Annotated in this window: 23 protein-coding genes and 1 tRNA gene; 8 read left to right on the top strand and 16 right to left on the bottom strand. The window is 71.3% G+C overall.

The features are described from left to right. Window positions 1–46 precede the first annotated feature (46 nt). From U5640_RS22530 to U5640_RS22515, 4 genes are all read right to left on the bottom strand, one after another. Window positions 47–2,377, bottom strand: a complete 2,331-nt coding sequence (locus U5640_RS22530; protein WP_340377573.1) for a hypothetical protein — start codon at window positions 2,375–2,377, stop codon at window positions 47–49. A 3-nt stretch (window positions 2,378–2,380) separates the two neighbouring features. Beyond that, window positions 2,381–2,452 (bottom strand) — tRNA-Ser (locus U5640_RS22525). A 56-nt stretch (window positions 2,453–2,508) separates the two neighbouring features. Continuing rightward, window positions 2,509–3,834, bottom strand: coding sequence for an MFS transporter (locus tag U5640_RS22520; RefSeq protein WP_340377572.1), 1,326 nt, complete (start codon window positions 3,832–3,834; stop codon window positions 2,509–2,511). After that, window positions 3,831–4,526 carry a GntR family transcriptional regulator gene (locus tag U5640_RS22515; protein WP_340377571.1) on the bottom strand — a complete coding sequence of 232 codons (696 nt, stop codon included), beginning with the start codon at window positions 4,524–4,526 and terminating at the stop codon, window positions 3,831–3,833. The genes U5640_RS22520 and U5640_RS22515 overlap by 4 nt, the downstream gene beginning before the upstream one ends. Window positions 4,527–4,750: 224 nt before the next feature. Between U5640_RS22515 and U5640_RS22510 the strand changes: the two genes are divergently transcribed. After that, entirely contained in the window at window positions 4,751–5,650 is a 900-nt protein-coding gene (locus U5640_RS22510; protein ID WP_340377570.1) for a D-alanyl-D-alanine carboxypeptidase, read from the top strand. A 60-nt stretch (window positions 5,651–5,710) separates the two neighbouring features. Here the strand turns inward: U5640_RS22510 and U5640_RS22505 are convergent, their stop codons facing one another. Both U5640_RS22505 and U5640_RS22500 read right to left on the bottom strand, forming a co-directional pair. Continuing rightward, window positions 5,711–6,118, bottom strand: a complete 408-nt coding sequence (locus U5640_RS22505; protein WP_340377569.1) for a DUF3224 domain-containing protein — start codon at window positions 6,116–6,118, stop codon at window positions 5,711–5,713. Between the two features lie 74 nt (window positions 6,119–6,192). Next, on the bottom strand, window positions 6,193–7,017 hold the full coding sequence (locus tag U5640_RS22500; RefSeq protein WP_340377568.1) for a maleylpyruvate isomerase family mycothiol-dependent enzyme: 825 nt from the start codon (window positions 7,015–7,017) through the stop codon (window positions 6,193–6,195). A gap of 202 nt (window positions 7,018–7,219) precedes the next feature. Between U5640_RS22500 and U5640_RS22495 the strand changes: the two genes are divergently transcribed. After that, the gene (locus U5640_RS22495; RefSeq protein ID WP_340377567.1) at window positions 7,220–8,005 is read left to right on the top strand and encodes a carbon-nitrogen family hydrolase; all 786 of its coding nucleotides are present in this window, start codon (window positions 7,220–7,222) and stop codon (window positions 8,003–8,005) included. Window positions 8,006–8,111: 106 nt separating this feature from the next. Here U5640_RS22495 and U5640_RS22490 read toward each other — a convergent pair whose 3' ends face one another. The 6 genes from U5640_RS22490 to U5640_RS22465 form a co-directional block, all read right to left on the bottom strand. Continuing rightward, window positions 8,112–8,900, bottom strand: coding sequence for a hypothetical protein (locus U5640_RS22490; protein WP_340377566.1), 789 nt, complete (start codon window positions 8,898–8,900; stop codon window positions 8,112–8,114). Window positions 8,901–9,139: 239 nt separating this feature from the next. Next, the gene (locus U5640_RS22485) at window positions 9,140–9,637 is read right to left on the bottom strand and encodes an LURP-one-related family protein (RefSeq protein WP_340377565.1); all 498 of its coding nucleotides are present in this window, start codon (window positions 9,635–9,637) and stop codon (window positions 9,140–9,142) included. 178 nt (window positions 9,638–9,815) lie between these two features. Next, complete coding sequence (locus U5640_RS22480) at window positions 9,816–10,043, bottom strand: DUF6458 family protein (protein ID WP_067255294.1); 228 nt, start codon at window positions 10,041–10,043, stop codon at window positions 9,816–9,818. A gap of 70 nt (window positions 10,044–10,113) precedes the next feature. After that, window positions 10,114–11,412, bottom strand: a complete 1,299-nt coding sequence (locus U5640_RS22475) for a M18 family aminopeptidase (RefSeq protein ID WP_340377564.1) — start codon at window positions 11,410–11,412, stop codon at window positions 10,114–10,116. A gap of 180 nt (window positions 11,413–11,592) precedes the next feature. Then, entirely contained in the window at window positions 11,593–13,434 is a 1,842-nt protein-coding gene (locus U5640_RS22470) for an acyl-CoA dehydrogenase (protein WP_340377563.1), read from the bottom strand. Window positions 13,435–13,575: 141 nt separating this feature from the next. Next, complete coding sequence (locus U5640_RS22465; protein ID WP_340377562.1) at window positions 13,576–14,394, bottom strand: intradiol ring-cleavage dioxygenase; 819 nt, start codon at window positions 14,392–14,394, stop codon at window positions 13,576–13,578. Between the two features lie 120 nt (window positions 14,395–14,514). On the opposite strand from U5640_RS22465, the gene U5640_RS22460 reads away from it, so the two are divergent. The 3 genes from U5640_RS22460 (at window position 14,515) to U5640_RS22450 (ending at window position 18,285) form a co-directional block, all read left to right on the top strand. Beyond that, a complete protein-coding gene (locus tag U5640_RS22460; RefSeq protein WP_055638059.1) occupies window positions 14,515–14,979 on the top strand; it encodes an SseB family protein in 465 nt (154 codons plus the stop codon). 244 nt (window positions 14,980–15,223) lie between these two features. Next, window positions 15,224–17,182, top strand: coding sequence for an Ig-like domain repeat protein (locus U5640_RS22455; RefSeq protein ID WP_340377561.1), 1,959 nt, complete (start codon window positions 15,224–15,226; stop codon window positions 17,180–17,182). 122 nt (window positions 17,183–17,304) lie between these two features. After that, complete coding sequence (locus tag U5640_RS22450; protein ID WP_340377560.1) at window positions 17,305–18,285, top strand: pirin family protein; 981 nt, start codon at window positions 17,305–17,307, stop codon at window positions 18,283–18,285. A gap of 73 nt (window positions 18,286–18,358) precedes the next feature. Here U5640_RS22450 and U5640_RS22445 read toward each other — a convergent pair whose 3' ends face one another. Beyond that, window positions 18,359–19,456, bottom strand: a complete 1,098-nt coding sequence (locus U5640_RS22445; protein WP_340377559.1) for an epoxide hydrolase family protein — start codon at window positions 19,454–19,456, stop codon at window positions 18,359–18,361. A gap of 113 nt (window positions 19,457–19,569) precedes the next feature. Here U5640_RS22445 and U5640_RS22440 point away from each other — a divergent pair, with 113 nt between their 5' ends. The 3 genes from U5640_RS22440 (at window position 19,570) to U5640_RS22430 (ending at window position 22,289) form a co-directional block, all read left to right on the top strand. After that, window positions 19,570–20,034: a MarR family transcriptional regulator gene (locus U5640_RS22440; RefSeq protein WP_340377558.1), complete on the top strand. Its 465-nt coding sequence runs from the start codon at window positions 19,570–19,572 to the stop codon at window positions 20,032–20,034. 110 nt (window positions 20,035–20,144) lie between these two features. Next, on the top strand, window positions 20,145–21,056 hold the full coding sequence (locus tag U5640_RS22435) for an ADP-ribosylglycohydrolase family protein (protein WP_340377557.1): 912 nt from the start codon (window positions 20,145–20,147) through the stop codon (window positions 21,054–21,056). A 96-nt stretch (window positions 21,057–21,152) separates the two neighbouring features. Then, entirely contained in the window at window positions 21,153–22,289 is a 1,137-nt protein-coding gene (locus U5640_RS22430) for a hypothetical protein (RefSeq protein ID WP_340377556.1), read from the top strand. 36 nt (window positions 22,290–22,325) lie between these two features. Here U5640_RS22430 and U5640_RS22425 read toward each other — a convergent pair whose 3' ends face one another. The 3 genes from U5640_RS22425 to U5640_RS22415 all read right to left on the bottom strand — a co-directional run bounded on the left by U5640_RS22425 (window position 22,326) and on the right by U5640_RS22415 (window position 24,395). After that, entirely contained in the window at window positions 22,326–22,709 is a 384-nt protein-coding gene (locus U5640_RS22425; RefSeq protein WP_340377555.1) for a hypothetical protein, read from the bottom strand. 140 nt (window positions 22,710–22,849) lie between these two features. Continuing rightward, window positions 22,850–23,074: a hypothetical protein gene (locus tag U5640_RS22420; RefSeq protein WP_340377554.1), complete on the bottom strand. Its 225-nt coding sequence runs from the start codon at window positions 23,072–23,074 to the stop codon at window positions 22,850–22,852. 439 nt (window positions 23,075–23,513) lie between these two features. Continuing rightward, the gene (locus U5640_RS22415; protein ID WP_340385259.1) at window positions 23,514–24,395 is read right to left on the bottom strand and encodes an intradiol ring-cleavage dioxygenase; all 882 of its coding nucleotides are present in this window, start codon (window positions 24,393–24,395) and stop codon (window positions 23,514–23,516) included. Between the last annotated feature and the right edge of the window lie 148 nt (window positions 24,396–24,543).

The raw sequence follows: 24,543 nt of genomic DNA, 5'->3' as shown, positions 1-24,543 counted from the left end.
CAGTGGCGGGGGCCGTGGTCGGCGGGGCCTCAGAGAGGGGTGCTGCCTAGCCGCGGTGCCGCTCGGGCTCCCGCCGGAGCCAGTGGCCGCCGGTCGTCCAGCCGAGGAACAGTCGGCCGGTGCCGTCGTCGGCGTGGCCGCCCTCGGTGACCTGGCGCAGTCCGGTCAGGGCCGGGGCGAGCCGGGCGCCGACGGGCCAGGGGTGGCGGGCGGTCTCCTCGGACAGCCAGGCCAGGGTCGCGGCCCGCTCCCGCGCGGTGCACAGGGAGAGCTGGAAGACCATCTGCCGCCAGGCGTAGGCCGCGTCCTTGATCGTGGCCAGCGGGAACACCTGGCCGTGCACCCGCCCGGTCAGCCGGCACACGGCGACGAAGCTGCGGCGGGCCAGGTCCGCCCAGCCCGGGGCCGGGGTGATGCCCACCCGGTGGACCAGGGTGGCCAGGTTGTGCGTGGTGAGGATCTGCGCCTGCTCGATCACCGTGCCGTTGTCGGCCACCGACCAGCCGGAGGACCGGGACCGGCTCCCCGGCGAGAAGGCCGCCGCCCGCTCCCGGCACAGCGTCCCGAACCCCGGCGAGGTCCGCGGCCGGCCCGGGCGGGTCAGGGCCTCGCCAGCCTCCGCGATCGCCAGGTTGCGGACGGCCGCGTAGTCGATCCGGTAGTAGCGCTCGTAGAGCGAACCGCCGCCGAGCAGCTCCGCCGCGACCCGTGCCGAGGCGAGGAACTTCGGGCCGAACGCGCCCGTGAAGATGTCGCAGGCCAGCTCCTCGACGAAGGGCGTGCCGAGGTCGGCCTGGCGGGCCAGCACGGACAGTTCCCGGACCAGCGGATTCGGCAGGATCGTCGCGGGGAACGCCTGCACGGCCAGTTCGCCCAGCCGCCGCAGCGCAACCGACGCCACCCGGTCGGCCCCGTCCTCGGTCTTCTGTCCGGCCACGGCCCGCACCCACGGCAGCTCCTCGATCCGCACCTGCTGCTGGAGGTTCAGCAGCAGCAGCGAGCGCCGGCCGGCGAACGCGCGGTGGTTCGCGACGGCCAGCGTGCGCAGGGCGCCCTCCGGGTAGGCCTGCGCGGCGGTGACGGCGACCAGCTGCGGGACGATCTCCGCGAGCACCTCCGCCGAGGGCACCAGACCGCGTTCCACCAGCGTCTCCAGGGAAGCGCTCAGCGCACCCTCGACGGGCCGGCGGACCGCGGCCGGGATCGCCGCGCCCTCCGGCAGCCCGGTCTCCCGCGCCTCGGCCTCGGTCACCGGGACGAGCAGCGGCCCGGGGTCGGTCAGGCCCACCGACTGCTCCAGCCCGGCCAGCCGGCGCAGCACCAGCTGGGCCAGTGCGTGGTGGGAGGGCAGCGCCGCCTGCGCGGCCTGCTCCCGGCGCAGCGCCTCGTGCGGCGCGGAGCCGGGAACTCCGCGTCGCCGCACCATCGAGGTGACGGCGTGCCGCAGCAGCCCGAGCCGGCGCGGGCCCGGCCCCCGCCGGGTGACGGTCTCGTCCAGCACGTCCCGCAGGATCGCCAGGTTCTGCTTGCCGTCCAGGTGCTTGGTGCAGTGCGTGTGGCGGCGGGCCAGCTCGCGGTAGTGCCAGAGCAGATCGCCGCCGCGCACGTACCAGTCCAGGTGGGCGGCCCGCTCCGGGACCCGGACGACGCCCTCGTCGTCGGCGGTCTCCAGCCAGTGGGTGAGGAGTTCGTCGCCGAACGGCCCCCACACGGTCAGCGCCTCCCGCTGGGTCTCCACGGCCTTGCTGGGCCGGCGCCGCGCCAGGGTCTCCCCGGCGTCGGCGACGGTCTGCCGGTGCACGGCGTCGGCCCCGGGCACGGGCCGGCCGGCCGGTCGCGGGGTGAACCGCAGCCGCCCGGCGAACGGGGCGAGTTCGGCGACGAGAGCGGCAGCCGCCTCGGTCCGTCCGGTGCGGGCCAGCCATGCCACGGTGAGCAGGGCGGCCTCCTCCGGCAGGGTCACCTCGTAACGCCCGCTGTCCAGGAAGTCGTAGAGCCGGCCCAGGCCGGCGGCGGAGAGCCAGTAGGTGAACAGCGCCTGCCGCTCGCACGGCACTCCGCCCGCGCGGGCCGCCTCCCTCTCGTACTCCGTCAGGGGCCCGGCGGCGCCGGCCTCGCCGGTGGCGAAGCCGCCGCGCAGCACCTCAGGGGTCACCCAGGCGGGGAGTCCCACGACGGGCGTGCGGGAACCGATCGTGAGGACGCCTTCCGCCATGCCGGTGAGGACGGACCGCCAGGAACGGCCCCGTTCGCCCGCGCGGCGGCGGGTGTCGGGGTCGTCATGGGTGAGCGCGGTCCTGAGCTCCCTGGCCAACTGCCCGGAGGCGTAAGCCGGGTCGGCCTGTGCGAGGTGCTGCTGGTCAGCGTCGCTGTTCATAAGCCGACGTGGCGGGTGCTGCCCCCGCTCCCTCCGGGTCTCAAGCCCGGCGCTCTGCTGTTGAGCTACACGTCGATGACACCGACGCTAAGGGCCGAACGGACGTACGGACAACCGCGTTTTTTCCGCTGTCATCCGACGCCCTGCGCCGGGACGTGCACCGTCTCCACCCGGCTCGCCACCAGCCGCTCGCGTTCGCGGCGGGCCGCCCGTTTGCGCAGCCGCAGGATCTGGCTGACGCCGAGGGCCTGGAGGACGAACACCGAGGAGAAGGCGATCGTGTAGTCGTCGCCGGTCGCGTCCAGCAGCACGCCGACCGCGAACAGGGTCGTCATGGACGCCGTGAAACCACCCATGTTGGTGATACCGGAGGCGGTGCCCTGACGTTCGGGCGGGTTCGCGGGGCGGGCGAAGTCGAAGCCCAGCATCGAGGCGGGCCCGCAGGCGCCGAGGACCGCGCAGAGGACGACGAGGAGCCACGTCGGCGCGTGCTCGGCGGGATAGCCGAGGGTCACCGCCCAGACCAGGGTGGTCGCGCCCACCGTGCCCAGCGCCAGCGGGAGCCGGGCGCCGTGGTGCCGGGCGACGATCTGGCCGTAGACCAGCCCCACGGCCATGTTGGACAGGACGACCAGCGTGAGGAGTTCGCCCGCCGCCGCCCGCGACAGGCCCTGGGCCCGGACGAGGAACGGCAGGCCCCACAGCAGCAGGAACACCATCGCCGGGAACTGGGTCGTGAAGTGCACCCACAGGCCGAGCCGGGTCCCCGGCTCCCGCCAGGACGCGGCGATCTGGCGGCGGACGTACGCGGCGCCGTGGTGCGGGAAGGGCTCCGGCTCATGGCCCTCGGGGTGGTCCTTCAGGAAGAGGACGAGCAGGACCAGCACGACCACGCCCGCGACGGCGCTGCCCGCGAAGGCGGCGGTCCAGCCGATCCCGTGCAGCAGCCGGGCCAGCAGCAGGGTGGAGACCAGGTTGCCCGCCATGCCGGCGAGACCGGCGAACTGGGCCACCAGGGGGCCGCGCCGGGCCGGGAACCATCGGGTGCCGAGCCGCAGCACACTGATGAAGGTCATCGCGTCCCCGCAGCCGAGCAGCGCGCGCGAGGCGAGTGCCGTGCCGTACGACGGGGAGAAGGCGAAGCCGAGCTGTCCCGCGGTGAACAGCACGGTGCCGATCGTCAGCACCCGCTTGGTGCCGAGCCGGTCCACCAGCAGTCCGACGGGTATCTGCATGCCCGCGTAGACCAGCAGCTGGAGGATCGAGAAGGTCGACAGGGCAGAGGCGTTCACCTGGAAGCGGTCGGCCGCGTCGAGGCCGGCGACCCCCAGTGACGTACGGAAGATGACGGCGACGAAGTAGACCGAGACGCCGATCCCCCAGACGGCCATCGCGCGCCGTCCGCCGGGAGGATCACCCGGAAGGGTGGAGTGGGATCCACCGCGGTTGACGCTCATCGGATCTCGCCCCGGGCCAGGTGGGAGAACCAGCCGATGTGCCGGTGGACGATGTCCACGGCTGCCTCGGCGTCGCCCGCGCGCAGCGCCCGGAGGATCTCCTCGTGCTCCGTCAGCGTCTTCGCGATGCGGTCGGGGTGGGAGTGCAGGACGGCGACGCCCATCCGCAGCTGGCGGTCGCGGAGCTGGTCGTAGAGGCGGGAGAGGATCTCGTTGCCCCCGCTGCGGACGATCTCCGCGTGGAAGCAGCGGTCCGTGACGGCGGCCGCCGCGAGGTCGCCCGCCGCGGCCTGCGCCTTCTGCTGCGCCAGCAGCTCCTCCAGGCGCTCCAGGAGGCCGGGGGGCGCGGGGACCGCCTTGCGCGCCGCGTGTTCCTCGACCAGCAGCCGGGTCTCCACGACGTCCGCGATCTCCTGTGCGGAGACCGGCAGCACCAGGGCGCCCTTCTTCGGGTACAGCCTGATCAGGCCCTCGACCTCCAGGCGGAGCAGCGCCTCGCGCACGGGGGTCCGGGAGACCCCGACGGCTTCGGCCAGTTCGCCCTCGGTGAGGAGGGTGCCGCCCTCGTAACGGCGGTCCAGCACACCCTGCTTGACGTGGACGTAGACCCGGTCGGCGGCGGGCGGCTGCTTGAGGGAGAGGGACGGGGAGTCGGGGGCGGCGGCAGGGCGGGGCGGAGCGGACGACTGCATGCCCACAGGATAGATACAACATGGGCGCAAAGGGTGGGGACGTCCAGCATCCGAAACCCGGTTCGTCCGCTGGGGTGTTCGCGCTCGGGGTAATGAGAAATTCGCCCCAGCGGACGCACAACCTTCTGTGCTAGTTACGTGTCACACACGTGCGGCCCCACCGACTTTCCCCATGCCAATCCGGCCGCACTTCAGGGGCATTCAACATAATCGGGGTATTCCAGTTGATAACCGCCACCAAGGGCACCCGCGTTCGAGCCGCCGCCGTCGCCGCCACGGCCAGTGCAGTGCTCGCCGGAGGAGTCCTCACCGCGGCACCCGCGCAGGCCGTCACGGCACCCACCGTCACGGCCAAGGGCGCCTACCTGATGAACGCCGCGACGGGCAAGACGCTGTTCACCAAGGCCGCTGACACCAAGCGGCTCACCGCCTCCACCACGAAGGTCATGACCGCGAAGGTCGTGCTCTCCCAGGCGAACCTGAACCTGGACACCAAGATCACCATCAAGCAGGCCGTCAGCGACTACATGGTCGCCCAGGGCTACCCGTCGTCGGCGCGGCTGATCGTCGGCGACAAGGTCACCGTCCGCCAGCTGCTGTACGGGATGATGCTGCCGTCCGGCTGCGACGCGGCCATGGCCCTCGCCGACAAGTTCGGCACCGGCTCCACGGTCGCCGCCCGGACCAAGAACTTCATCGGCAAGATGAACACCATGGCCCGCAGCCTGGGCATGACGAACACGAAGTTCGACTCGTTCGACGGCCTGAGCAACGGCACCAACGCCTCGACGCCGCGCGACCTCACGCTGCTCGCGCGCAGCGTGATGAAGAACTCCACGTTCAAGACGGTCGTGAAGGCCAAGTCCTACACGGCGAAGACCGTCACCAAGACCGGCGCCATCCGCACCATGGCGGCCTGGACCAACACCAACACGCTGCTCGGCTGGAACGGCACGCTCGGTGTGAAGACCGGTTCCGGCACCGAGGCCAAGTACTGCCTGATCTTCGCCGCCACGCTCAACGGCAAGTCGGTCATGGGCACGGTGCTCACCGCTCCCGACGCGGCGAGCCGCACGACCGACGTGAAGAAGCTGATCAACTACGGCTACGCCAGGATCAGCTGACGCCCACCGGCACTTACGGAACGGGCCCGCCGTGATCCACACGGCGGGCCCGTCCGTCGTTCAGCCGAGCTCGTACTCGAACCACACCCGGTGCGTCCCGTCGGCCTCCGCCGTCAGGCCGCCGCCGCCCGTGATCCCGGTCAGCGCGCCGGTGCCGCTGGACGGGACGACGGTGAAGAACTCGGCGCTGCGGTCACCGCCGGTGGTGGTCGCCGAGTGCACGAAGTTGAACGCGCCCTCCCGGCCGTGCAGGGCGCCCTCGAAGGACTCCATGGCCACGTAGGTGCCGACCCCGGTGGCCTGGTCGTACGCGGCCGTGAACAGGGTCGCCGAACGCCCGGTGATCTCCCCCTCGTACCGCTTCTCCATGGTCGCGACGCCGACCGGGAGGGCGGTGGCCACCTCCGGCTCGGGCTTCAGTCCGGTCGGGGTGAACGCGTGCACGCTGAAGGTTCCGCTGGCTCTCATGCGCCGACCGTACCGAGCGCCACTGACAGCGGCGGGGAGGCGGGGGCGGGGAGGCGGCGGTGGGTGCTACGGCGTCACCGCGTCACCGCGAAGTTCCGCAGGATCGCCTCCGTCAGCCGGGGCTCGCCCTCCGCCTTCACCCGGTCCGCGACCGCCTCCGCCGTCACCCTGCCGCAGGCCAGCCGGACGTACGTCTCCCAGTCGAGGGCGAAGGAGGCGGCGGGGCCCAGCGCCGGGGCGGTCTCCAGGGAGCCGCGGCCCTGGATGTCGACCCGGATCGTGCGCAGGAACTCGATCGGCCCGTGCACGTCGAAGACGACCGCCGAGCTGCGCGGGGCGTCCGAGCGGTCGGCGACGACGGCCGGCAACGCGTCGAGCAGCACGTCCCGGGCGATGTGGGCGCCGGGGGAGTCCAGGTTGCCGGGGCGGCCGAGAGCGGTGCGCAGGTCCTGCTCGTGCACCCACACGTTGAACGCGTGGTTGCGCATGGACTCCTCCAGCGTCAGCTCCGTGCCGAGGGGGCCGCGCACGATCGTGCCCGGCTGACGCGACTCGCCGCGCAGTTGGCGGTTGCGCCGGATGATCATCAGCTCCAGCTCGGAGGTCATCTCGGGCGCGGTGTGGTGCCGCCGGACGTCGACCTGCATCTCCATGTACCGCTGCAGATCGGTGGTGACGTGGAAAAGGTCCCGGGGCAGTGAGTGGATCGGGCGGGGATCGCCGTACATCTCACTGTCCAGGCCGATCACGTGCGAGACGACATCGCGGACCGACCAGCCGGGGCACGGGGTCCGCCAGTTCCACTCGCCCTCGACGAGCGGCTGCACCAACTCGGATATCGCTTCGATGGAGTGGGTCCAGGCGTCGGCGTAGGGCTGGAGGGTGGGATGCAGACTCACGGAACGGGACCCCTCGGCGGTCGGTGCACGGGCAGATGGTGGCGGCGGGTGGCGGCGTTGCCAGCGGGAGGCGGAGACGGTCGGCGGCTGTCGGCGGGTGTCGTGAAACGCTAAGTTACGCTGCTGTGAGGCACCCCGGCAGTGCTTTCGTGTGACGATCGTAGGCCCGTGTGGACTACTCGAATGCCAGGACGGTGGTACTGTGCGCGCCTCTCTGATCCAGATTGCCGTAGACGAGGGCGAATCGGTCGAATCGCGGCGGGGTCGGGCCGCCTCGCTCGTGCGGGAGCAGGCCGGCGCAGCGGACCTCGTGGTGCTGCCGGAGCTGTGGACGACCGGCGCCTTCGCCTACGAGGTCTTCGCCGACGAGGCCGAGCCGCTGGAGGGGCCGACCCACGAGGCGATGGCCAAGGCGGCGAGCGACGCGGGCGTCTGGCTGCACGCGGGCTCGATCCCGGAGCGGGACCCCGACGGCTCCCTCTACAACACGTCCCTCGTGTTCTCCCCCTCCGGTGAGCGGGTGGCGGCCTACCGCAAGATCCACCGCTTCGGCTTCGACAAGGGCGAGGCCGTGCTGATGGGCGCGGGCCGGGAGCTGGTGACGGTCCGTCTGCCGGAGACGACGATCGGTCTGGCCACCTGCTACGACCTCCGCTTCCCCGAACTCTTCCGCGGTCTCGTCGACGCCGGCGCCGAGACCCTCGTCCTCTCGGCGGGCTGGCCGGAGCGCCGCCGGGCGCACTGGACGCTGCTGGCCCGGGCGCGGGCGGTCGAGAACCAGGCGTTCGTGCTCGCGTGCGCAACGGCCGGGACCCACGCCGGAGTTCTCCAGGCGGGTCACTCGATCGTGGTGGATCCCTGGGGCGAGGTGCTCGGCGAGGCCGGTTCCGGCGAGGAGGTCCTCACCGTCGACCTCGACCCGGCGAAGGTCACCGAGACCCGCGAACAGTTCCCGGCGCTGAAGGACCGGGTGCTCGGCCGGCGATGACGGACGGTGTCCGGGACCCCGCGCCGTCCCGGGCAGCTCGGCGCGCCGCCCGTCCGGGGAGTCCGGACGAGCGACGTCATCCTCGGCGCCGGTGCCTCTCCTCGGCTCAGCCGACGGGGCGGGGGCGGACCTTGTCCGGTTCGAAGTCGTACACCGTTCCGTTGATGCGCAGGCCGTCGACGGCACCGATCCACATGAAGTCGCGGCCCTTGCCCACGGCGGCGGTGTAGACGGTCGGTTCCGCACCGCCGTCGGCGAGGGCTGTCCTGAGCTGCTGGAAGGTGCAGGTCGTGGTCAGGTTGCAGCCGGTCGTGGTTCCCGCGTTGCCCGTGAGAAACCACTTGCCGGTCGTTGTGGCGTCCAGGTAGGGGCTCCAACTGTTGACGGTGGGGGACGGGTCCGGGACCCACACCATCGAGGAGTAGGTGGTGGTGGGGGCCGCGGTCAGGTTCGGATTGATCTCGAACGTGATGTTCGGCATGTTCCCGGGGCCGCCGTAGGTGATGTTCTCGCCGGTCTGGAAGACGTGGAAGCCGACGTTGTTGATACCCAGCACGGGATCGCCGTAGAAGTCGACCTCGTTGCCGAAACTGGCCTTCTCGCTGGGCGGCGTGAGGCTGGTGGAGCGGTCGGCCACCTCGATCCCGAGGCTGCCCTGTCCGAAGGGCGGTCGCGCCGAGGGGCCGGTCACACCGAACGAGCCGAACGGACCCTTGCGCAGCGCGGCGACCGGGGAGCCGATGGTGTTGCGGGCGATGACACCCCAGTGGTCCTGGACCGGGGCGGTTCCGTAGGGCTCGGCGGATGCCGATACCGGGGCGGCCGTCGCGGCGATCACGGTCAGTGCCGTGATCCCGAGCATCAGTCTTCGCCGGTTCCTGAAGCGATCGTTCACGGGTACGTACTCCTGTTGCTGGTCGGACGAGGCGGCGGAACCCGTGCTTGCGGGGCTGCTCACCGCGCTCCCTTGATCACGCACGGTAGGGGAACCGGGAGAGGGGACAGCCGTGACGCACCTGCGTCCGATCATCATTTGATCCTCATGGCGGTGCCGGGGCGGTGGCCGGAGCGGGCCGTGGCGGAGGCTGTGACCGAGGCCGTGACCGAGGCCCGGGCGGAGCCGCCCGCTCCCCCTCAGTCCCCGTCCCGCTCCTTCTCCGCCAGGTGGATGACGCACACCGTCACCGCGATCAGCAGCGCCGGGTCCGCGTCCTCCCGTACGACGTCCACGCCGTACGTCTCCCGCACGTGCAGCCACCGCCGGGAGATGACGGCGAGCAGCTCACCGTCGTACTCGACCGCGAACTCCCGGTCGAGGATCTTCCCGCTGACGTCCAGCTCGGTCCGCCCGTCGGCCAGCGACACCCGGTAGTGGTTGCGCAGCAGCGAGAGCCGTTTGCGCCGTACGGTGGCGAGCGGCTCGCCGTCCCGCTCGATCACCATCGTGTCGCGCAGGGCGAACATCTTCTGGTGGATGTCGATCAGGACCCGCCCCTGGGTGTCCTTCAGCTCGAAGGTGTCCCGCAGCCGCATGGCCTTGCCGTCGACGAGGTAGACCTTCTCGCCCCGGTCGTCCTCGATCCAGTAGTCGTCACCGAGGGCCAGGAGCCGGTCGCGCACGAGGAATCTCATGCCGGTACTGCTTCCCGCCGCCGCGAGGATCTCTCCCGGAGAGGCCGGGAACTGATCGGACGGACGAACCACCGTGGACCCCGTCCGGTGCGGCGGCGCGCACACGGGTCTGCCGGGGGGCGGTGTCAGCGTCCGTGACCGGCGAGGTCAGCACCCTCGCCACCGGTTCTGTTCGCCGTCAGAAAGGAGGCTCCCTGCGCCGGTCGTCCTCGACGACGGTGGTGGGCGGCGGGACCACCACCCGTCGGCGCCGGGCGATGCTGCTGAACGTGGTCACGCCGATCAGCCCCACGATCATCAGGATGACGCCGACCAGGTCGAGGTTGACCCCCTGCATGTCCCAGTCGGTCGCGAAGGTCAGTATCGCTCCCACGGCGATGAGGATGATGCACCCGCCGAGACCCATGAGTGTCGCCTCCCCTGCAGCGCGGCCGGCCCTTCCGGCCACCGCCTGCGGGTACCCCCTCGTGGGTGAACTAGCCCTCCAGGAAAGCCACCAGGGCGTTCGCCAGGAGATACGGGTCGGCGTCGCCGCAGAGTTCGCGGGCGCTGTGCATGGACAGGATCGCCACACCGATGTCGACGGTCCGGATCCCGTGCCGGGCCGCGGTGATGGGGCCGATGGTCGTGCCGCAGGGCATGGAGTTGTTGGAGACGAACGACTGGAACGGCACGCCCGCCTTCTCGCAGGCGGCGGCGAACACGGCGCGGCCGGTGCCGTCGGTGGCGTAGCGGTTGTTGACGTTGACCTTGAGGAGGGGGCCGCCGTTGACGCGCGGGTGGTGCGTCGGGTCGTGCCGCTCCGCGTAGTTGGGGTGGACCGCGTGGCCCGTGTCGGAGGACAGGCACACCGTGCCCGCGAAGGCTCTCGCCCGGTCCTCGAACGATCCGCCGCGCGCCAGAACGGAACGTTCCAGCACGGTGCCGAGCAGCGGTCCGTCGGCGCCGGTGTCGGACTGCGAGCCGTTCTCCTCGTGGTCGAAGGCGGCGAGCACCGGGACGTACGGCAGATCGGTGCCGCTCGTCGCGACGGCCGCCAGGGCCGCCGTACCGGCGTGCACGGACAGCAGGTTGTCCATGCGCGGGCCGGCCACCAGCTCCTGGTCGCGGCCCAGGTAGGCGGGCGGCTCCACGGAGTGGGTCATCAGGTCCCAGCCGGTGACCTCGCCCGCGGGGATCCCGGCCTCCTCCTCCAGGAAGGCGATGAGGTCGCCGTCGCGGACCTCGTGCCCGAGGCCCCAGACCGGCTGGAGGTGGCGCTGCTTGTCGAGCTTGAGCCCGTCGCTGCTGACCGCGCGGTCGAGGTGGATGGCGAGCTGGGGGACGCGCAGCAGCGGACGGCCCACGTTCACCAGGCGGGTCGAGCCGTCCCGCAGGGTGAGCCGGCCCGCGATGCCGAGGTCGCGGTCGAGCCAGGAGTTGAGCAGCGGCCCGCCGTAGATCTCCACGGCGACCTGCCGCCAGCCGTGCGCGCCCGTGTCGGGCAGCGGCTTGACGCGCAGGTTCGGTGAGTCGGTGTGGGCGCCGACGATCCGGAACGGGGTGTGCGGCGCGGCGCCCTCGGGGACGTACCAGGCCACGATCGCGCCGCCGCGCAGCACGTACTTGCCGCCGCTCGTCCCGTCCCAGGCGTCCGTCTCGACGACCTGCCGGAAGCCGGCCTTCTCCAGCCGCGCCGCCGCGTTCGCGGCGGAGTGGTACGGCGACGGGCTCACCGTGAGGAAGGACATCAGGTCGTCGGTGTGGCCGCGGTCGAAGTGGGGGGGTTCGCTCATGCTGTTCACCTTAACGACGTACGAGGGCCCGTTCCCGGTCGCGGGAACGGGCCCTCGTGAGGACGGTGTGGAGGGCGGCCCTGCCCGGCGGCTCCCGTGGGGGGAGCCGGGCCGGGTGGGGGACCGGGGCCGCATTTCTAGCATGCCGCGCCGGTCCCCGGGCCGCGATGGTCCGGAACGTCAGAAAGCGGTCTCGTCCAGCTCCATCAGGTCCAGCTCGACGCCCTCGGCGATCTTGCGGGCCAGGGTGACGCCCGGCAGGACGTTGGCCGCGAAGAACTTCGCCGCGGCGATCTTGCCGGTGTAGAACGCCACGTCCTTGGCCGACACCGCCTTGGTGGAGGCCGTCTCCAGCTTCTCGGCGGCGACCGCGGCGCCCTTGAGCAGCAGGTAGCCGACGACCACGTCACCGGAGGCGAGCAGCAGACGGGTGGTGTTCAGGCCCACCTTGTAGATGTTCTTGACGTCCTGCTCGGTGGCCGCGAGGTCGGTCAGCATCAGGCCGACGATGGCCTCCAGCTCGACGGCGGCCTTGGCGAGGTGCTCACGGGCGCCCGCCAGTTCCTCGCCGCCGGTGCCGAGCGCCAGGAACTTCTTGATGTCCTCGGCGAGCGAGTTCAGCGCGGCGCCCTGGTTGCGGACGATCTTCCGGAAGAAGTAGTCCTGGCCCTGGATCGCGGTGGTGCCCTCGTACAGGGTGTCGATCTTGGCGTCGCGGATGTACTGCTCGATCGGGTACTCCTGGAGGAACCCGGAGCCGCCGAACGTCTGGAGGGACTGGGCGAGCTGCTCGTAGCCCTTCTCGGAGCCGTAGCCCTTGACGATGGGCAGGAGCAGGTCGTTCAGCGCGTGCTCGGCCTTGGCGTCCTCGCCGGCGGCCTCCTTGACGGCGATCGCGTCCTGCACCGACGCCGTGTACAGCACGAGGGCGCGCATGCCCTCGGCGTACGCCTTCTGCGTGATCAGCGAGCGGCGCACGTCGGGGTGGTGGGTGATGGTGACCTTGGGCGCGGTCTTGTCCATGAAGTTCGCCAGGTCGGGACCCTGGACGCGCTCCTTGGCGTACTCCAGCGCGTTGAGGTAGCCGGTCGACAGGGTCGAGATGGCCTTCGTGCCGACCATCATCCGGGCGAACTCGATGATCCGGAACATCTGCCGGATGCCGTCGTGCTTGTCGCCGATCAGCCAGCCCTTGGCGGGGTGCCGGTCGCCGAAGGTCATCTCGCAGGTGTTGGAGGCCTTCAGGCCCATCTTGTGCTCGACGTTGGTGGCGTAGACGCCGTTGCGCTCGCCCAGCTCGCCGGTCTCGAAGTCGAAGAGGTACTTCGGGACGAGGAAGAGGGAGAGCCCCTTGGTGCCCGCTCCGGCGCCCTCGGGGCGCGCCAGCACGTAGTGGAGGATGTTCTCCTCCATGTCGTGCTCACCGGAGGTGATGAACCGCTTCACGCCCTCGATGTGCCAGGAGCCGTCCTCCTGCTGCACGGCCTTGGTGCGCCCGGCGCCCACGTCCGACCCCGCGTCGGGCTCGGTGAGCACCATGGTGGAGCCCCAGGTCCGCTCCACGGCGATCCTGGCGATGTTCTTCTGCTCCTCGTTGCCCTCGTCGTAGAGGATGCCGGCGAACGCCGGGCCGGAGGAGTACATCCACACGGCCGGGTTCGAGCCGAGGATCAGCTCCGCGTACGACCAGATCAGCGAGGGCGGGGCGGTGGTGCCGCCGATCGCCTCGGGCAGGCCCAGGCGCCAGTACTCCGACTCCATGAAGGCCTTGTACGACTTCTTGAAGGACGGCGTGACCGGCGCGGTGTTGGTCTCCGGGTCGAAGACCGGGGGGTTGCGGTCGGCGTCGGCGAAGGACTCGGCCAGCTCGTTCTCGGCGAGGCGGGTGAGCTCCTCGAGGATGCTCTTCGCGGTCTCGGTGTCCATCTCCTCGAACGGGCCGGTGCCGTACAGCTTGTCGCGTCCCAGTACTTCGAAGAGGTTGAACTCGATGTCGCGGAGATTCGACTTGTAGTGCCCCATGGCGACGGCTCCGTAGAGAGATCGGCGAGGCACTTGATCCTCGCGCCAGTTCACTTACCAACTAGTAGCACCGATGATGCTACCCGCCGGTAATAAGTCGCAACCCCGATCCGGCCATCTGTGACGGTTCACACCGACGTCTCACACCGCGATCGTGAGTGTCGCGGTGTACCCCCGCTCCACGCTCCCCTCGACGGCCGCCAGCTGGTGCTCGTGGCCGTCGCGGAAGACGCCGTCGGTCTCCAGGGAGAGCGGGCCCAGGTTGGTCACGCTCCGCTCGTAGCCCTCGGTGGCGTACACCGTCTCGCACACCTCCTTCGGGAAGGCGAGCTGGGACGTGCTGGTGATCGCCGTGGCCGCGGTGGCGTCCGCCAGGCCGCCGTACACCTCGAAGTGGATGTGCGGCCAGCGGCCGGTGTAGCAGCCCGGGAAGATGCTCCGGAAGGTGACGCGCCCCCGCTCGTCGGTCTCCTGGACGCCCCGCAGGTAGTTCTCCTCCGTCAGCCCTTCCGTGTACAGGGAGTAGCCGCCCGCCCGGTCGCAGTGCCACACGTAGACGGCGGCCCCCTTCTTGGGGGTGCCGCAGCCGGAGGCCGCGTCCACGACCGTGAGGGTGACGGTCAGCGGCACGCCCTCGGCGGTGCCGCCCGCCGAGGCGCCGAAGCTGGAGGTGATGTCGCCGCGCACGACTCCGCTCTCCTTGAGGACGTTCACCCCGTTCGAGCCGTCGCCGGGGTAGGGGCCGGCCGTCTCCTCCGGGACGGTCGCGCACCCGTCGTCGGCGCTCTCGTCGTCCGTCCCCGTGCCGCACCCCACCAGCGGGATCAGGCCCGCGCCCGCCATCAGCCGGATCATGCGGCGGCGGGCGAGGACGGGAAGGTTGTGGGACAGGCCCCGGTCGTGCTCGTGCTCGTGCTCGTGCCCGTGCCGCTCGTGCTCGTGGTGCTCGTGCTCCTGCATGCCCCAGAGGCTACGAGCGGACGGCCGCCGGAGACCCGGACGGCCGCTGTCGAGTCGCTGTCGGTTCTCCGGGCACCCGTACCGCCCCACCGGCCCGGCGGTCTCGGTACGCTTGCGCCCATGTACGGCTACGAGCAGAACATGGGCGCCCAGCAGCAGTACGCACCGCCGCAGCAGCCGATGGCCGGCGGCTACGGGCAGCAGCCGCCCCTGTACCCCGAGCCGTCCCCGCCCTCCCTCGCGGACGCCGTCCGCGCCTTCACCACCGGGCAGATGGCGGCAGAGGACTTCCAGCAGGTCTTCGCGACCTCCAAGGTCTACTGCCCGCGCGGCGACAACCCCGGCTTCCTCGCCCTGCACAACACCCAGCAGCCGGTGATCCCGATGTTCACCTCGCTCAAGGAGCTGCGCCGGTACGCGGGCAAGGAGTCCAAGTACTTCGTCATCACCGGCGCCGAGGTCATCGACCTCCTCCCCACCGGCTACGGCTTCGTCGTCGACATGGAGGGCGAGCACCGGATGGTGTTCGACGCGAAGGCGGTCGAGCAGATGGTGGAGTTCGCGATGCGCAGGATGTACGGCTGAGCCGTTCCCGCCAGGGGGCCGTCCCCCCGCCGTGGGGCCGTCCTGGCCGTAGGGCTGCGGACCCCGTCCGGCGGGGCCCGCGCGGGAAAACCCGCTCCCTGTTTGTCACAGCCATGCCATAGCATGCCCTCAGGCAGCCGCGCCCCGCGCGCCACCGCTCTCCGGCGGTCGCGTCCGGGTGCCGCGCGGCGCTCTCGTCTACCCGGCCAACCCGGGTTTTCACTGGGGGTTCATCACTGTGCGCATGCGCAGCACTTCGGTCGCGACGGCACTCGCGGTCCTCTTCAGCTCGGCGGCGCTGAGCGTCGTGGCGGCGGGGACCGCCTCGGCCGCCACCACCACCGTCACCAGCGCCGGCGGTCTCGTCGTGGACGGCGCCCACCAGCGGGTGTTCGTCGGCGACGCGGCCAACGGCCGGATCCTCGCCTCCGACTACAACGGCACCCTCGTCGACCTGAACGTCGGCTTCGGCAGCGTCAGCGACCTGGCCCTCTCGGACGACGGCGGCACCCTGTACGCCGCCCTGCCCGAGACGCACCGCATCCTCGCGCTCGACCCGGCCACGCTGGAGGTCCGGACGACGTACCCGATCGCGACCGGCACCGGCCCGCGCCACCTGGCCTTCGCCGGCGGCAAGCTGTGGTTCTCGTACGGCGACCAGTGGGACGGCGACCTCGGTTCCGTCGACCCGGCGGTGGACCCGGCGAGCGGCGCCGACCCGGTGGCGCTGGCCCAGATCCCGACCGAGGGAACGGGCTCCGGGATGTGGGGGCAGGCCCTGCTGGACGCCGACCCGCAGCGGCCGGGCCTGCTGGCCGTCGGCGAGACCGGGGACTCCACGGGCACCGAGGCCGTCCTCGACGTGTCGAGCGGCACGGCCCGGGTGGTCGCCTGGCACGACACCTCGTACGAGCTGAACGACGGCGTCCGGGACATCGACCTCGTCGCGGGCGCCGACCAGGTGCTCGTCAACGGCTCCGACCGGCACGCCTACGCGAACGGCACCCTCACCAAGGCCGGCGCCTACCCCGCCGCGTGGGGCGCCGACGTCGCGTCGAACGGGCTCGTCGCCCAGTTCACCCCGGGCACGGTCGCGGTCTACCGGCCGGACGCCACCCAGCCGCTGCGCACCTATCCCGTCGGCTCGGCCGCGGCCTACACCGCCGCCGCGGACGTGCGCTGGGCGCCGGACCTCTCGCGGGTCTTCGCGCTGGTCCCGGGTGGCGGCACCTACACGCTCAAGGCCCTCACCCAGCCGACGCTGAACGTGCCGGCGCTCACCGTCAACGCCCCGAGCTCGGCGCCCCGCGCCAGGAAGCTCACCGTCACCGGCCGGATCTCGGCGACGGTCCCGCTGCCCGCGGGCGTCAGGCTCTCGGTGACCCGCACCGACCTCGACAGCCCGAGCGGCAAGGCGCTCGCCGCCGTCACGGTCAAGGCGGACGGCACGTACTCCTTCACGGACACCCCGCCGGCCGGCGGCACGGTCACCTACAAGGTCACCTACGCGGGCGACACCGAGCACGCCGCGGTCTCCGCCTCCGACAAGGTCGCGGTGTCCCGCGCCGGGACCAGCCTCGGCCTGAACAACAACGGCAAGCTGTACAACTACGGCACCGACGTGAAGTTCACCGCGCACCTCGGCTCGACGTACAAGAACCGCACGGTCGAGATCTGGGCCGACCCCTTCGGCGGCGACAAGCCCAAGAAGCTGGTCAAGAAGGGGAAGGTCAACTCCCGCGGCGACATCGCCGCCTGGGTGGACATGACCCGGGACACCGCCGTCACCGCGGTCTTCACCGGCGACGCCCGCTACCAGCCGAAGACGGTGAAGGTCACGGCCTACGCGCGGGTCAAGGTCTCCACGGCCGTCTCCCGGCACTACCGGACGGCGAGGATCGGCTCGACGTCGTACTACTGGTTCCACAAGAACACCGACCCGCTGCTCACCACGACGATGACCTACTACCCGGGCCGTCAGCAGCGCTTCGACCTCCAGGTCTACTACCAGGGTTCGTGGTACTCGGCGGATTCGGAGTGGTTCCCCGTCGGCACGAACGGGAAGTCGGCCGTCAGCCTCGGGGCGCCCGGTGAGTCGGGCATCCGGGCCCGGATGCGCTCGGTGTACGTCAACGGCTCGTCCGGCGACGACGTGAACTCCACGACGTACGGCACCTGGAAGTACCTGTACTTCAGCAACTGATCCCTCGTCCGAGGGACGACACGGCCCGGAGGGAATGTCCTCCGGGCTTCCGTCGTTGGGGCTGGCAGAAAGTTCAATGCTCAACTAAACTGGGCCGCACATCGCCCAAGGAGGTAGGGACCATGCCTGCAGTGACCGTCGAGAACCCTCTGACGCTGCCGCGTGTCACCGCGTCGGCCGAGGCCGTGGCGCGTCCCGTGCTGGGCGTCACGACGGCGCCGAGCGGCTTCGAGGGCGAGGGCTTCCCGGTGCGCCGGGCGTTCGCGGGGATCCACTACCGCCACCTCGACCCGTTCATCATGATGGACCAGATGGGCGAGGTGGAGTACGCGCCGGGCGAGCCGAAGGGCACCCCCTGGCACCCGCACCGCGGCTTCGAGACCGTCACCTACATCATCGACGGCATCTTCGACCACCAGGACAGCCAGGGCGGCGGCGGCACCATCACCAACGGCGACACCCAGTGGATGACGGCCGGCTCGGGCCTCCTCCACATCGAGGCGCCGCCGGAGCACCTGGTCATGTCCGGCGGTCTCTTCCACGGCCTCCAGCTGTGGGTGAACCTGCCGGCCAAGGACAAGATGATGGCCCCGCGCTACCAGGACATCCGCGGCGGCAACGTCCAGCTCCTGACCACTCCCGACGGCGGCGCGCTGCTGCGGGTCATCGCCGGTGAGCTGGACGGTCACGCGGGCCCCGGCATCACCCACACCCCCATCACGATGATCCACGCGACGCTCGCGCCCGGCGCGGAGCTGACCCTCCCCTGGCGGGAGGACTTCAACGGCCTCGCGTACGTCCTGGCGGGCAAGGGCGCGGTCGGCGCCGAACGCCGCCCGATCCACCTGGGCCAGACCGCCGTCTTCGGCGCGGGCTCCTCGCTGACCGTCCGGGCGGACGAGAAGCAGGACTCCCGCACCCCCGACATGGAGGTCGTCCTCCTCGGCGGACAGCCGATCCGGGAACCGATGGCCCACTACGGTCCGTTCGTCATGAACACCAAGGCCGAGCTTCAGCAGGCGTTCGAGGACTTCCAGAAGGGGCGCCTGGGGACGATCCCGGCCGTGCACGGGATGACGGAGGCGGGGCCGGACGAGGCCTGACGCATACGGAGGTACGGCGGAGCGGTCTCGCGGAAGCGGGGCCGCTCCGCCGTTTCGCCGCATCCGGTGGCGCTCACCGCTTCCCGGCACCGGCGGGACCGGAGAGGAAGAAGTCCCGGACGTCCCCGGCGAGCAGTTCCGGCACCTCCATCGCGGCGAAGTGGCCGCCGCGCTCGAACTCCGACCAGTGCCGGATGTCGTACAGCCGCTCGGCCAGCGGCCGTACGGACCGGGTGATGTCGTGCGCGAACACCGCGACGCCGACCGGCACCGGGCACGGCGGGACCTGGCGCGCCGTCTCGCGGTGCAGCCGGGCCGAGGAGGCGGCGGTGGCGGTCAGCCAGTACAGCGAGATGTCGGTGAGCATCCGCTCGTCGCTGATCGTCGAGCCCGGGTCGGTCCACTGGGCGAAGCGCTCGGCGATCCAGGCCAGCTGACCGACGGGCGAGTCGGTGAGCGCGTAGCCGATCGTCTGCGGGGTGGTGGCCTGGAGCGCCTGATACGGCGGACGCTGGGCCATCAGCCGCCGGACCGTGTCCAGCCGGGCCTCGTCCGACGCCGACAGCGTGAGGCCGGCGTCCGGGTCCGGGCGGGTCGGCAGGTAGTTGACGTGCACGCCGACGACCTGCTCGGGTGCCAGCGCGCCGAGCGCCAGGGAGATGCCGGCGCCGAAGTCGCCGCCCTGGGCGCCGTAGCGGTCGTGGCCGAGGCGGCGCATCAGCTCGGCCCAGGCCCGCGCGGTGCGCACGACGTCCCAGCCGCGCTCGTGGGTCGGCCCCGAGAAGCCGTACCCGGGGATCGACGGGATCACCAGGTGGAAGTCGCGCGACAGCGGCTCGATCACGTCGAGGAACTCCAGGAACGACCCGGGCCAGCCGTGCGTGAGGATCAGCGCGAGCGCGTCCGGCTTCGGGGACCGGACGTGGACGAAGTGGATGTTCTGGCCGTCGATCTCGGTGGTGAAGTGCGGCAGCTCGTTGAGTTCGGCCTCGTGCGCCCGCCAGTCGTAGCGCGTGCGCCAGTGCTCGGCCAGCTCCTTCAGCCGCGCCAGCGGGAAGCCGTAGTCCCATCCGGCGTCGGCGACCTCGTTGGGCCAGCGGGTGCGGGCGAGGCGGTCGGCCAGGTCGTCGAGGTCGGCCTGGGGGATGTCGATGCGGAACGGCTCGATCATGGTCTGCCCTTTCCTGGACGCTGTGACGCACTAAACGTTAGTGACATAAACGTTAGTGTCACTAGCGAAGGTAGACTGTTAGTGGCACTAACACAAGAGGCGGAGGATTCCCGATGAGCGCGACCCCCGAACACACCCCGGCCCGGCTGCGCGCCATCCCCAGCCGGCTGCTCGCCGGGGCCGCGGCCGTCGGCGACCGGCTCGTCGGGGAGCGGCTCGCCGCCGAGGGCGCCCACAAGTGGCACTTCGCCGTGCTGGTCGCGCTCGCCGAGGGCGGTGCGGCCAGCCAGGCGGAACTCAGCCGCCGCACCGGCATCTACCGCAGCGACATGGTCGCCGTGCTCAACGCGCTCGCCGACGCCGCGTGCGTGAGCCGTGAGCCCGACCCCGCCGACCGCCGCCGCAACGTCATCACCCTCACCGCGGCCGGCCGCCGTCGCCTGGAGCGCCTCGACCGGCTCATCGCCGAGGCCCAGCGCGAACTCCTCGCCCCGCTCGCCCCCGCCGAGCAGGACGAACTCGTCCGTCTGCTCACCCTCCTGACGGAGGGGCACCGCCCCCCGCACGAGGCGCGGTAGCCGTACGCCGTACGCCGTACCGGGCAGAGGAGGGGGAAAGTCGGTGGCGGGCCGCCGCCCGAAGATGCTCCGCTGCTCCTGTGCACGGTGTGCGGAGCGAAGGGGGCGTCATGGCGGGCGTACGGGCGGAGTTCATGGCCAGGAGCCTGGAAGGGCTGGTCCTCGGGGACGCGTTCGGGGACGGCTGGTTCCTGCGTGCGGAGGAGGACGCGGAAGGGCTGTGGGCGGCGCGGGAGCCGCGCCCGGCGCCGTGGCCGTGGACGGACGACTCCGCGATGGCGCTGGTCCTCTGCGCGCACCTGGAGGAGCACGGGGAGGTCCTGGAGGACGACCTGGCCCGGGAGTTCGCCGCCGCCTACGCCCGCGACCCGGACCGCGGCTACGGTCCCTCGATGCACGGGGTGCTGCGCCGTATCGGGGCGGGCGAACACTGGCGTGAGGTGACGACGAGCGCGTTCGGCGGGCTGGGCTCGCACGGGAACGGCGCGGCGATGCGGGTGGCTCCGCTGGGGGCGTGGTTCCACGACCGGCCGGGGACGGCCGCGGCGCAGGCGTGGCTGTCGGCGCTGACGACGCACGCCCACCGGGAGGCGGTGGCCGGGGCGGTCGCGGTGGCGGTCGCCGCGTCACTGGCCGCGGGCGGCGCCGGGGCTGAGGCGCCGCCACGGGGCGACTTCCTGCGCGAGGTCGTCCGTTACGTCCCGCAGAGCGACGTCCGCTCGGGACTGCAGGTGGCGGCGGCCTTCCCCGACCGGACGTCGGTGCGCCACGCGGCGTCGGTCCTGGGCACGGGGACCCTGCTGTCGGCGCAGGACACGGTCCCGTTCGCCCTGTGGTCGGCGGCCGGGCACCTCGACGACCTGACGGAGGCGCTCTGGCAGACGGTCGGGGGGTGGGGGGACCGGGACACGACCTGCGCGATGGCGGCAGGCGTGGTCGCGGCCCGCACCGGGACGAAGGGCTTGCCGCCGGCTTGGCGGGAGGCGTGCGAGGAGATTCCGCGGCGGGGGGCGGTCACCTGACCGGGATCGCGGCGGGAACGTTCCGTCGCTCCTCGAAAGAGTGAACGCACGGAATTCGCCCGACGAACAATTCCTTGATCGGCCTAATTTGCGGCCATGGTGACTTCCACGCACGAGGCGTCCCACCGGCTCTTTCAGGACCACCCGGAGGCCCTCACCCATGTCTTCGAGGCGCTGGGAATTCCACCGCCGTCCAAAGCGGACTTCGGCACCCTCTCCCCGGACACCACGGAGATCCAGCCACTGGAACGCCGTGTCGACACGGTGCTCAAATTCGAACCGGAGATGGGTGAGAGCTTCCTGCTCGCCATCGAGGCCCAGACGAAGCCGCACCCCGAGAAGGGGAAGAGCTGGGCCTACTACGTTGCCCACTTGAGGGCGAAGTACGACATGCCGGTGCTGCTGGTGGCGGTCTGCAAGGACCGGGCCACCGCCAACTGGGCCGCCGGTCCCCTCGAGTGCACGGTGGGCCCGTGGACGACGCAGATCACGCGGCCGTTCGTCCTGGGCCCGAACACCGTGCCAGAGATCACGGACGAGGCGACGGTTGCCCGAAACCCGGCGGTCGCCGCACTCTCGGCCATCGTTCATAGCGAGAACCGGCGTGCGCCCGCCATACTCGACATGCTGGCCCGCGGCTTTCTGTCCCTCGACCCGCTCAGCACGGCCTACTGGGCCGAACTCGTCGAAGTCGGCCTGGAGAACACTCCGATCAGGGAGACATGGAAGACCATGATGGACACCCTCATCACCCACTTCCCGGGACACGGGACGATGTTCGAGGAGAAGTACCTCAGAGGAAAGGCTGAAGGAAAGGCTGAAGGAGAGGCTGAAGGAGAGGCCAGGGACCGGGCCTCGCTGATCCTGCGCGTACTGGACAAGCACGGCATCGAGGTGTCCGACAGCGTCCGCGAACGCATCACCTCGTGTGCCGATCTCGACACTCTCACCGTCTGGTTCGACCGCTCCCTGTCGGCGGGCAGCGCGGAGGATCTGTTCACCGACGGCTCGGACGGTCCGGCCGAGGCGGGGGCCTACCGCGCGGCCATGGACCGGGGCGAGGCCCGAGGCGCGGCCGCGGGGGTGCTTCGGGTGCTGGAAGTACGAGGTCTGGCCGTCTCCGAGCAGGTCCGCGCACGCATCACGACCTGCACCGACCTCGCCCGCGTCGACGACTGGCTCGAGCGGGCCGGCAGTGTGCGGACGGCCGAAGACCTGTTCCTCGAGAGGTGAGCTCCGGACGTGAGCCGGTGCGCACGGTCTCCGGCGTCAGCGAGAGGTGATCGCGAGGGGAGGGGCCTCTGTCGTCTCGAGGCCCAGGCCCGCGCGGGCCGCCGTGAGGTGGTCGAGGCCCTCGGTCGCCAGGCGGGTCACCTCCGCGTAGTCCGCCGGCGTGCGTGCCTCCGACAGGAGGGCCCGCGCCGCCTGCCGGCATTCCGCCGCCCTGGTCAGGGCGCGGTCCGTGGCGGCGTCGGCGGTGGACCAGGCTCGGGCGTTCGGGGGGACCAGGCCGCCCGTCAGGCGGACCAGGGCGTGGTTGGCCTCCGCCTCCGCCTCCAGGCCGGACGGGGGACGGTGGCGGCGGCGCCGGGCCAGGACTCCCGCCGTCGCGCCGGTGATCAGCAGCACCGAGAGCACTGTCGCGAAAACCATGGCCGTTCCTCCCCTTTGTCCGCCGATCCCTGCTCGGCTCCCTCCACCCCCATGAGAAGGCACCCGGCTGTGATCGTCCCCCGGGCTTCCTGTGCGACAGCGGTGAGGTTTCCAAGGGGGGTGGACACAAGGGGAGCAAGTCAGCCCAGTTGTGGCGGGAGTTGGCCGGCCAGCTGGGTGAGCACGGGCTGGAGGATCGCCGTCACGGCGGGGGCGAGTGAGGGAAGGTGGTCGGTGAACCAGCGGCGGGCCACCAGCAGCCGGCTCGCGTCGGGGCGGCCCGACGGGGCCTCGGCGTCGAGCTCGTCCACCAGCCGTGCCGCCTCGGCCCGCCGTACGGCCCCCTGACCGTCGAGTGCGTCCAAGCGCTCGCGCAGGGTGCCCGCCGGTCTCCGAGGAGTCCCCCGGCCGGGTCCCCCGAGACCTCGCCGCCCTGCCCTGTCGAGGAGGAGCCCCCTCCCGTACCGCTGCGGCCGTCGTAGGCGCTCGATGCGGTCGGCGGGAGACCGGCCCCTCGGTGCCGTCCACGAACAGGACGGTGGAGAGGCCGTCGGCCCGGATCTGGACGGCCTTGGTGCCGACGGCCACCTGGGATCCGACGACGCCGCCGTCGACCCGCAGGCCGCTCTCGGGCCTGGTCTCGGGAGGCGTCCCGGCCGGCACGTGGTGCGCTTCCTCGGCCTACCGTCCCCCTCCGAACGCTCGACGGAAGGCCCATTGTGGCGACGGTGAGGCACAGGGTGCGGAGAACGAACTCTTCTGTCCGATGTGGACAGAAGAGGGAAGGAAGCGTTCGTGAAAGTGTCAGCTCGTGCCGTCGTTCGTCTCGTCGGGGGTGACGCCCATCGTGAGGGACGCGGTCACGCCCCTCGCGATGTTGTTCTTGTTGTACTTCAGCTTGAGCAGGCCGCCCGTGGTGCCGCTCTGGTCGTAGATGGTGTCCTCGGTGAGCAGCGTGCGGGTCGTGGTGCTCGTCGCGTACGGGTCGACCTCCTCCGTGAGGAGCACGGCCTCCTCCTCGAAGAAGAACTGGCCGGTGTGGCAGGTGTGCCCGCCCTCGTAGCCGGCGTCGGTCCACTCGCCGTCCACGTGCACCTTGGTGTGGATGTGGACACAGCGGCCCTGGTACCAGCCGGGGAAGATCGTCGTGAAGGTGACACAGCCCTTCTTGTCCGTCTTCCAGGTGCCGCGCAGATAGCGGGTGTCGCTGGTGGGCTCCTCGTGGCCGCCACCGCCGCCACCGCCGCCGGTCGGGGGCTCGCCGGTGGGCTCACCGGTCGGGGGCTCGCCGGTGGGCGCGTCCGTGGGGGCCGTACCGCCGCCCTGGGAGAAGGACTCGTAGCCCGAGTAGAGGCCGAGCGCGTCGCAGTGCCAGATGTCCACGGCCGCGTCGACGACCGGCTTGCAGGTCTCGGAGTCGATCACCTTGAGCGTGAGGGTCAGCGGTATGCCCTCCTTGTCCTCGGTGATGTCCTGGCGGAGCTTGTCCGCGTCGATGTAGTACGGCCCCTCGGTGGTCTCCGAGGTCAGCTTGTAACAGACCTCCGTCGTGCTCGACGCGGACGCGGAGGCGGTGCCCGTCGTGCCCGAGGCCTCGTCGGCGGAGGCGGTCATCGCGAGCGCCCCGGCCGTGCCGACGCCGACCACGGCCGCGCTGCCCGCGACGACGACCCTACGGCGCGTCATGTTCCGCTTGTGCGCGGGCCCTTCGGGCCTGTTCTCGTTGCGGGGCAGGTTCTCTTCGGTGTTTTCCGTCATGCCCCGGACGCTAGGTAAGAAGGCTGTTCCTCCCCTCGGTGACGACTGTGGGTTCCTGGGAAACCTGAAGTCCTCG

This window comes from Streptomyces sp. SS7 (genome assembly GCF_037993025.1).
In the GTDB taxonomy this organism is placed as follows: domain Bacteria; phylum Actinomycetota; class Actinomycetes; order Streptomycetales; family Streptomycetaceae; genus Streptomyces.
This window is presented reverse-complemented; position numbering and strand designations above follow the sequence as displayed.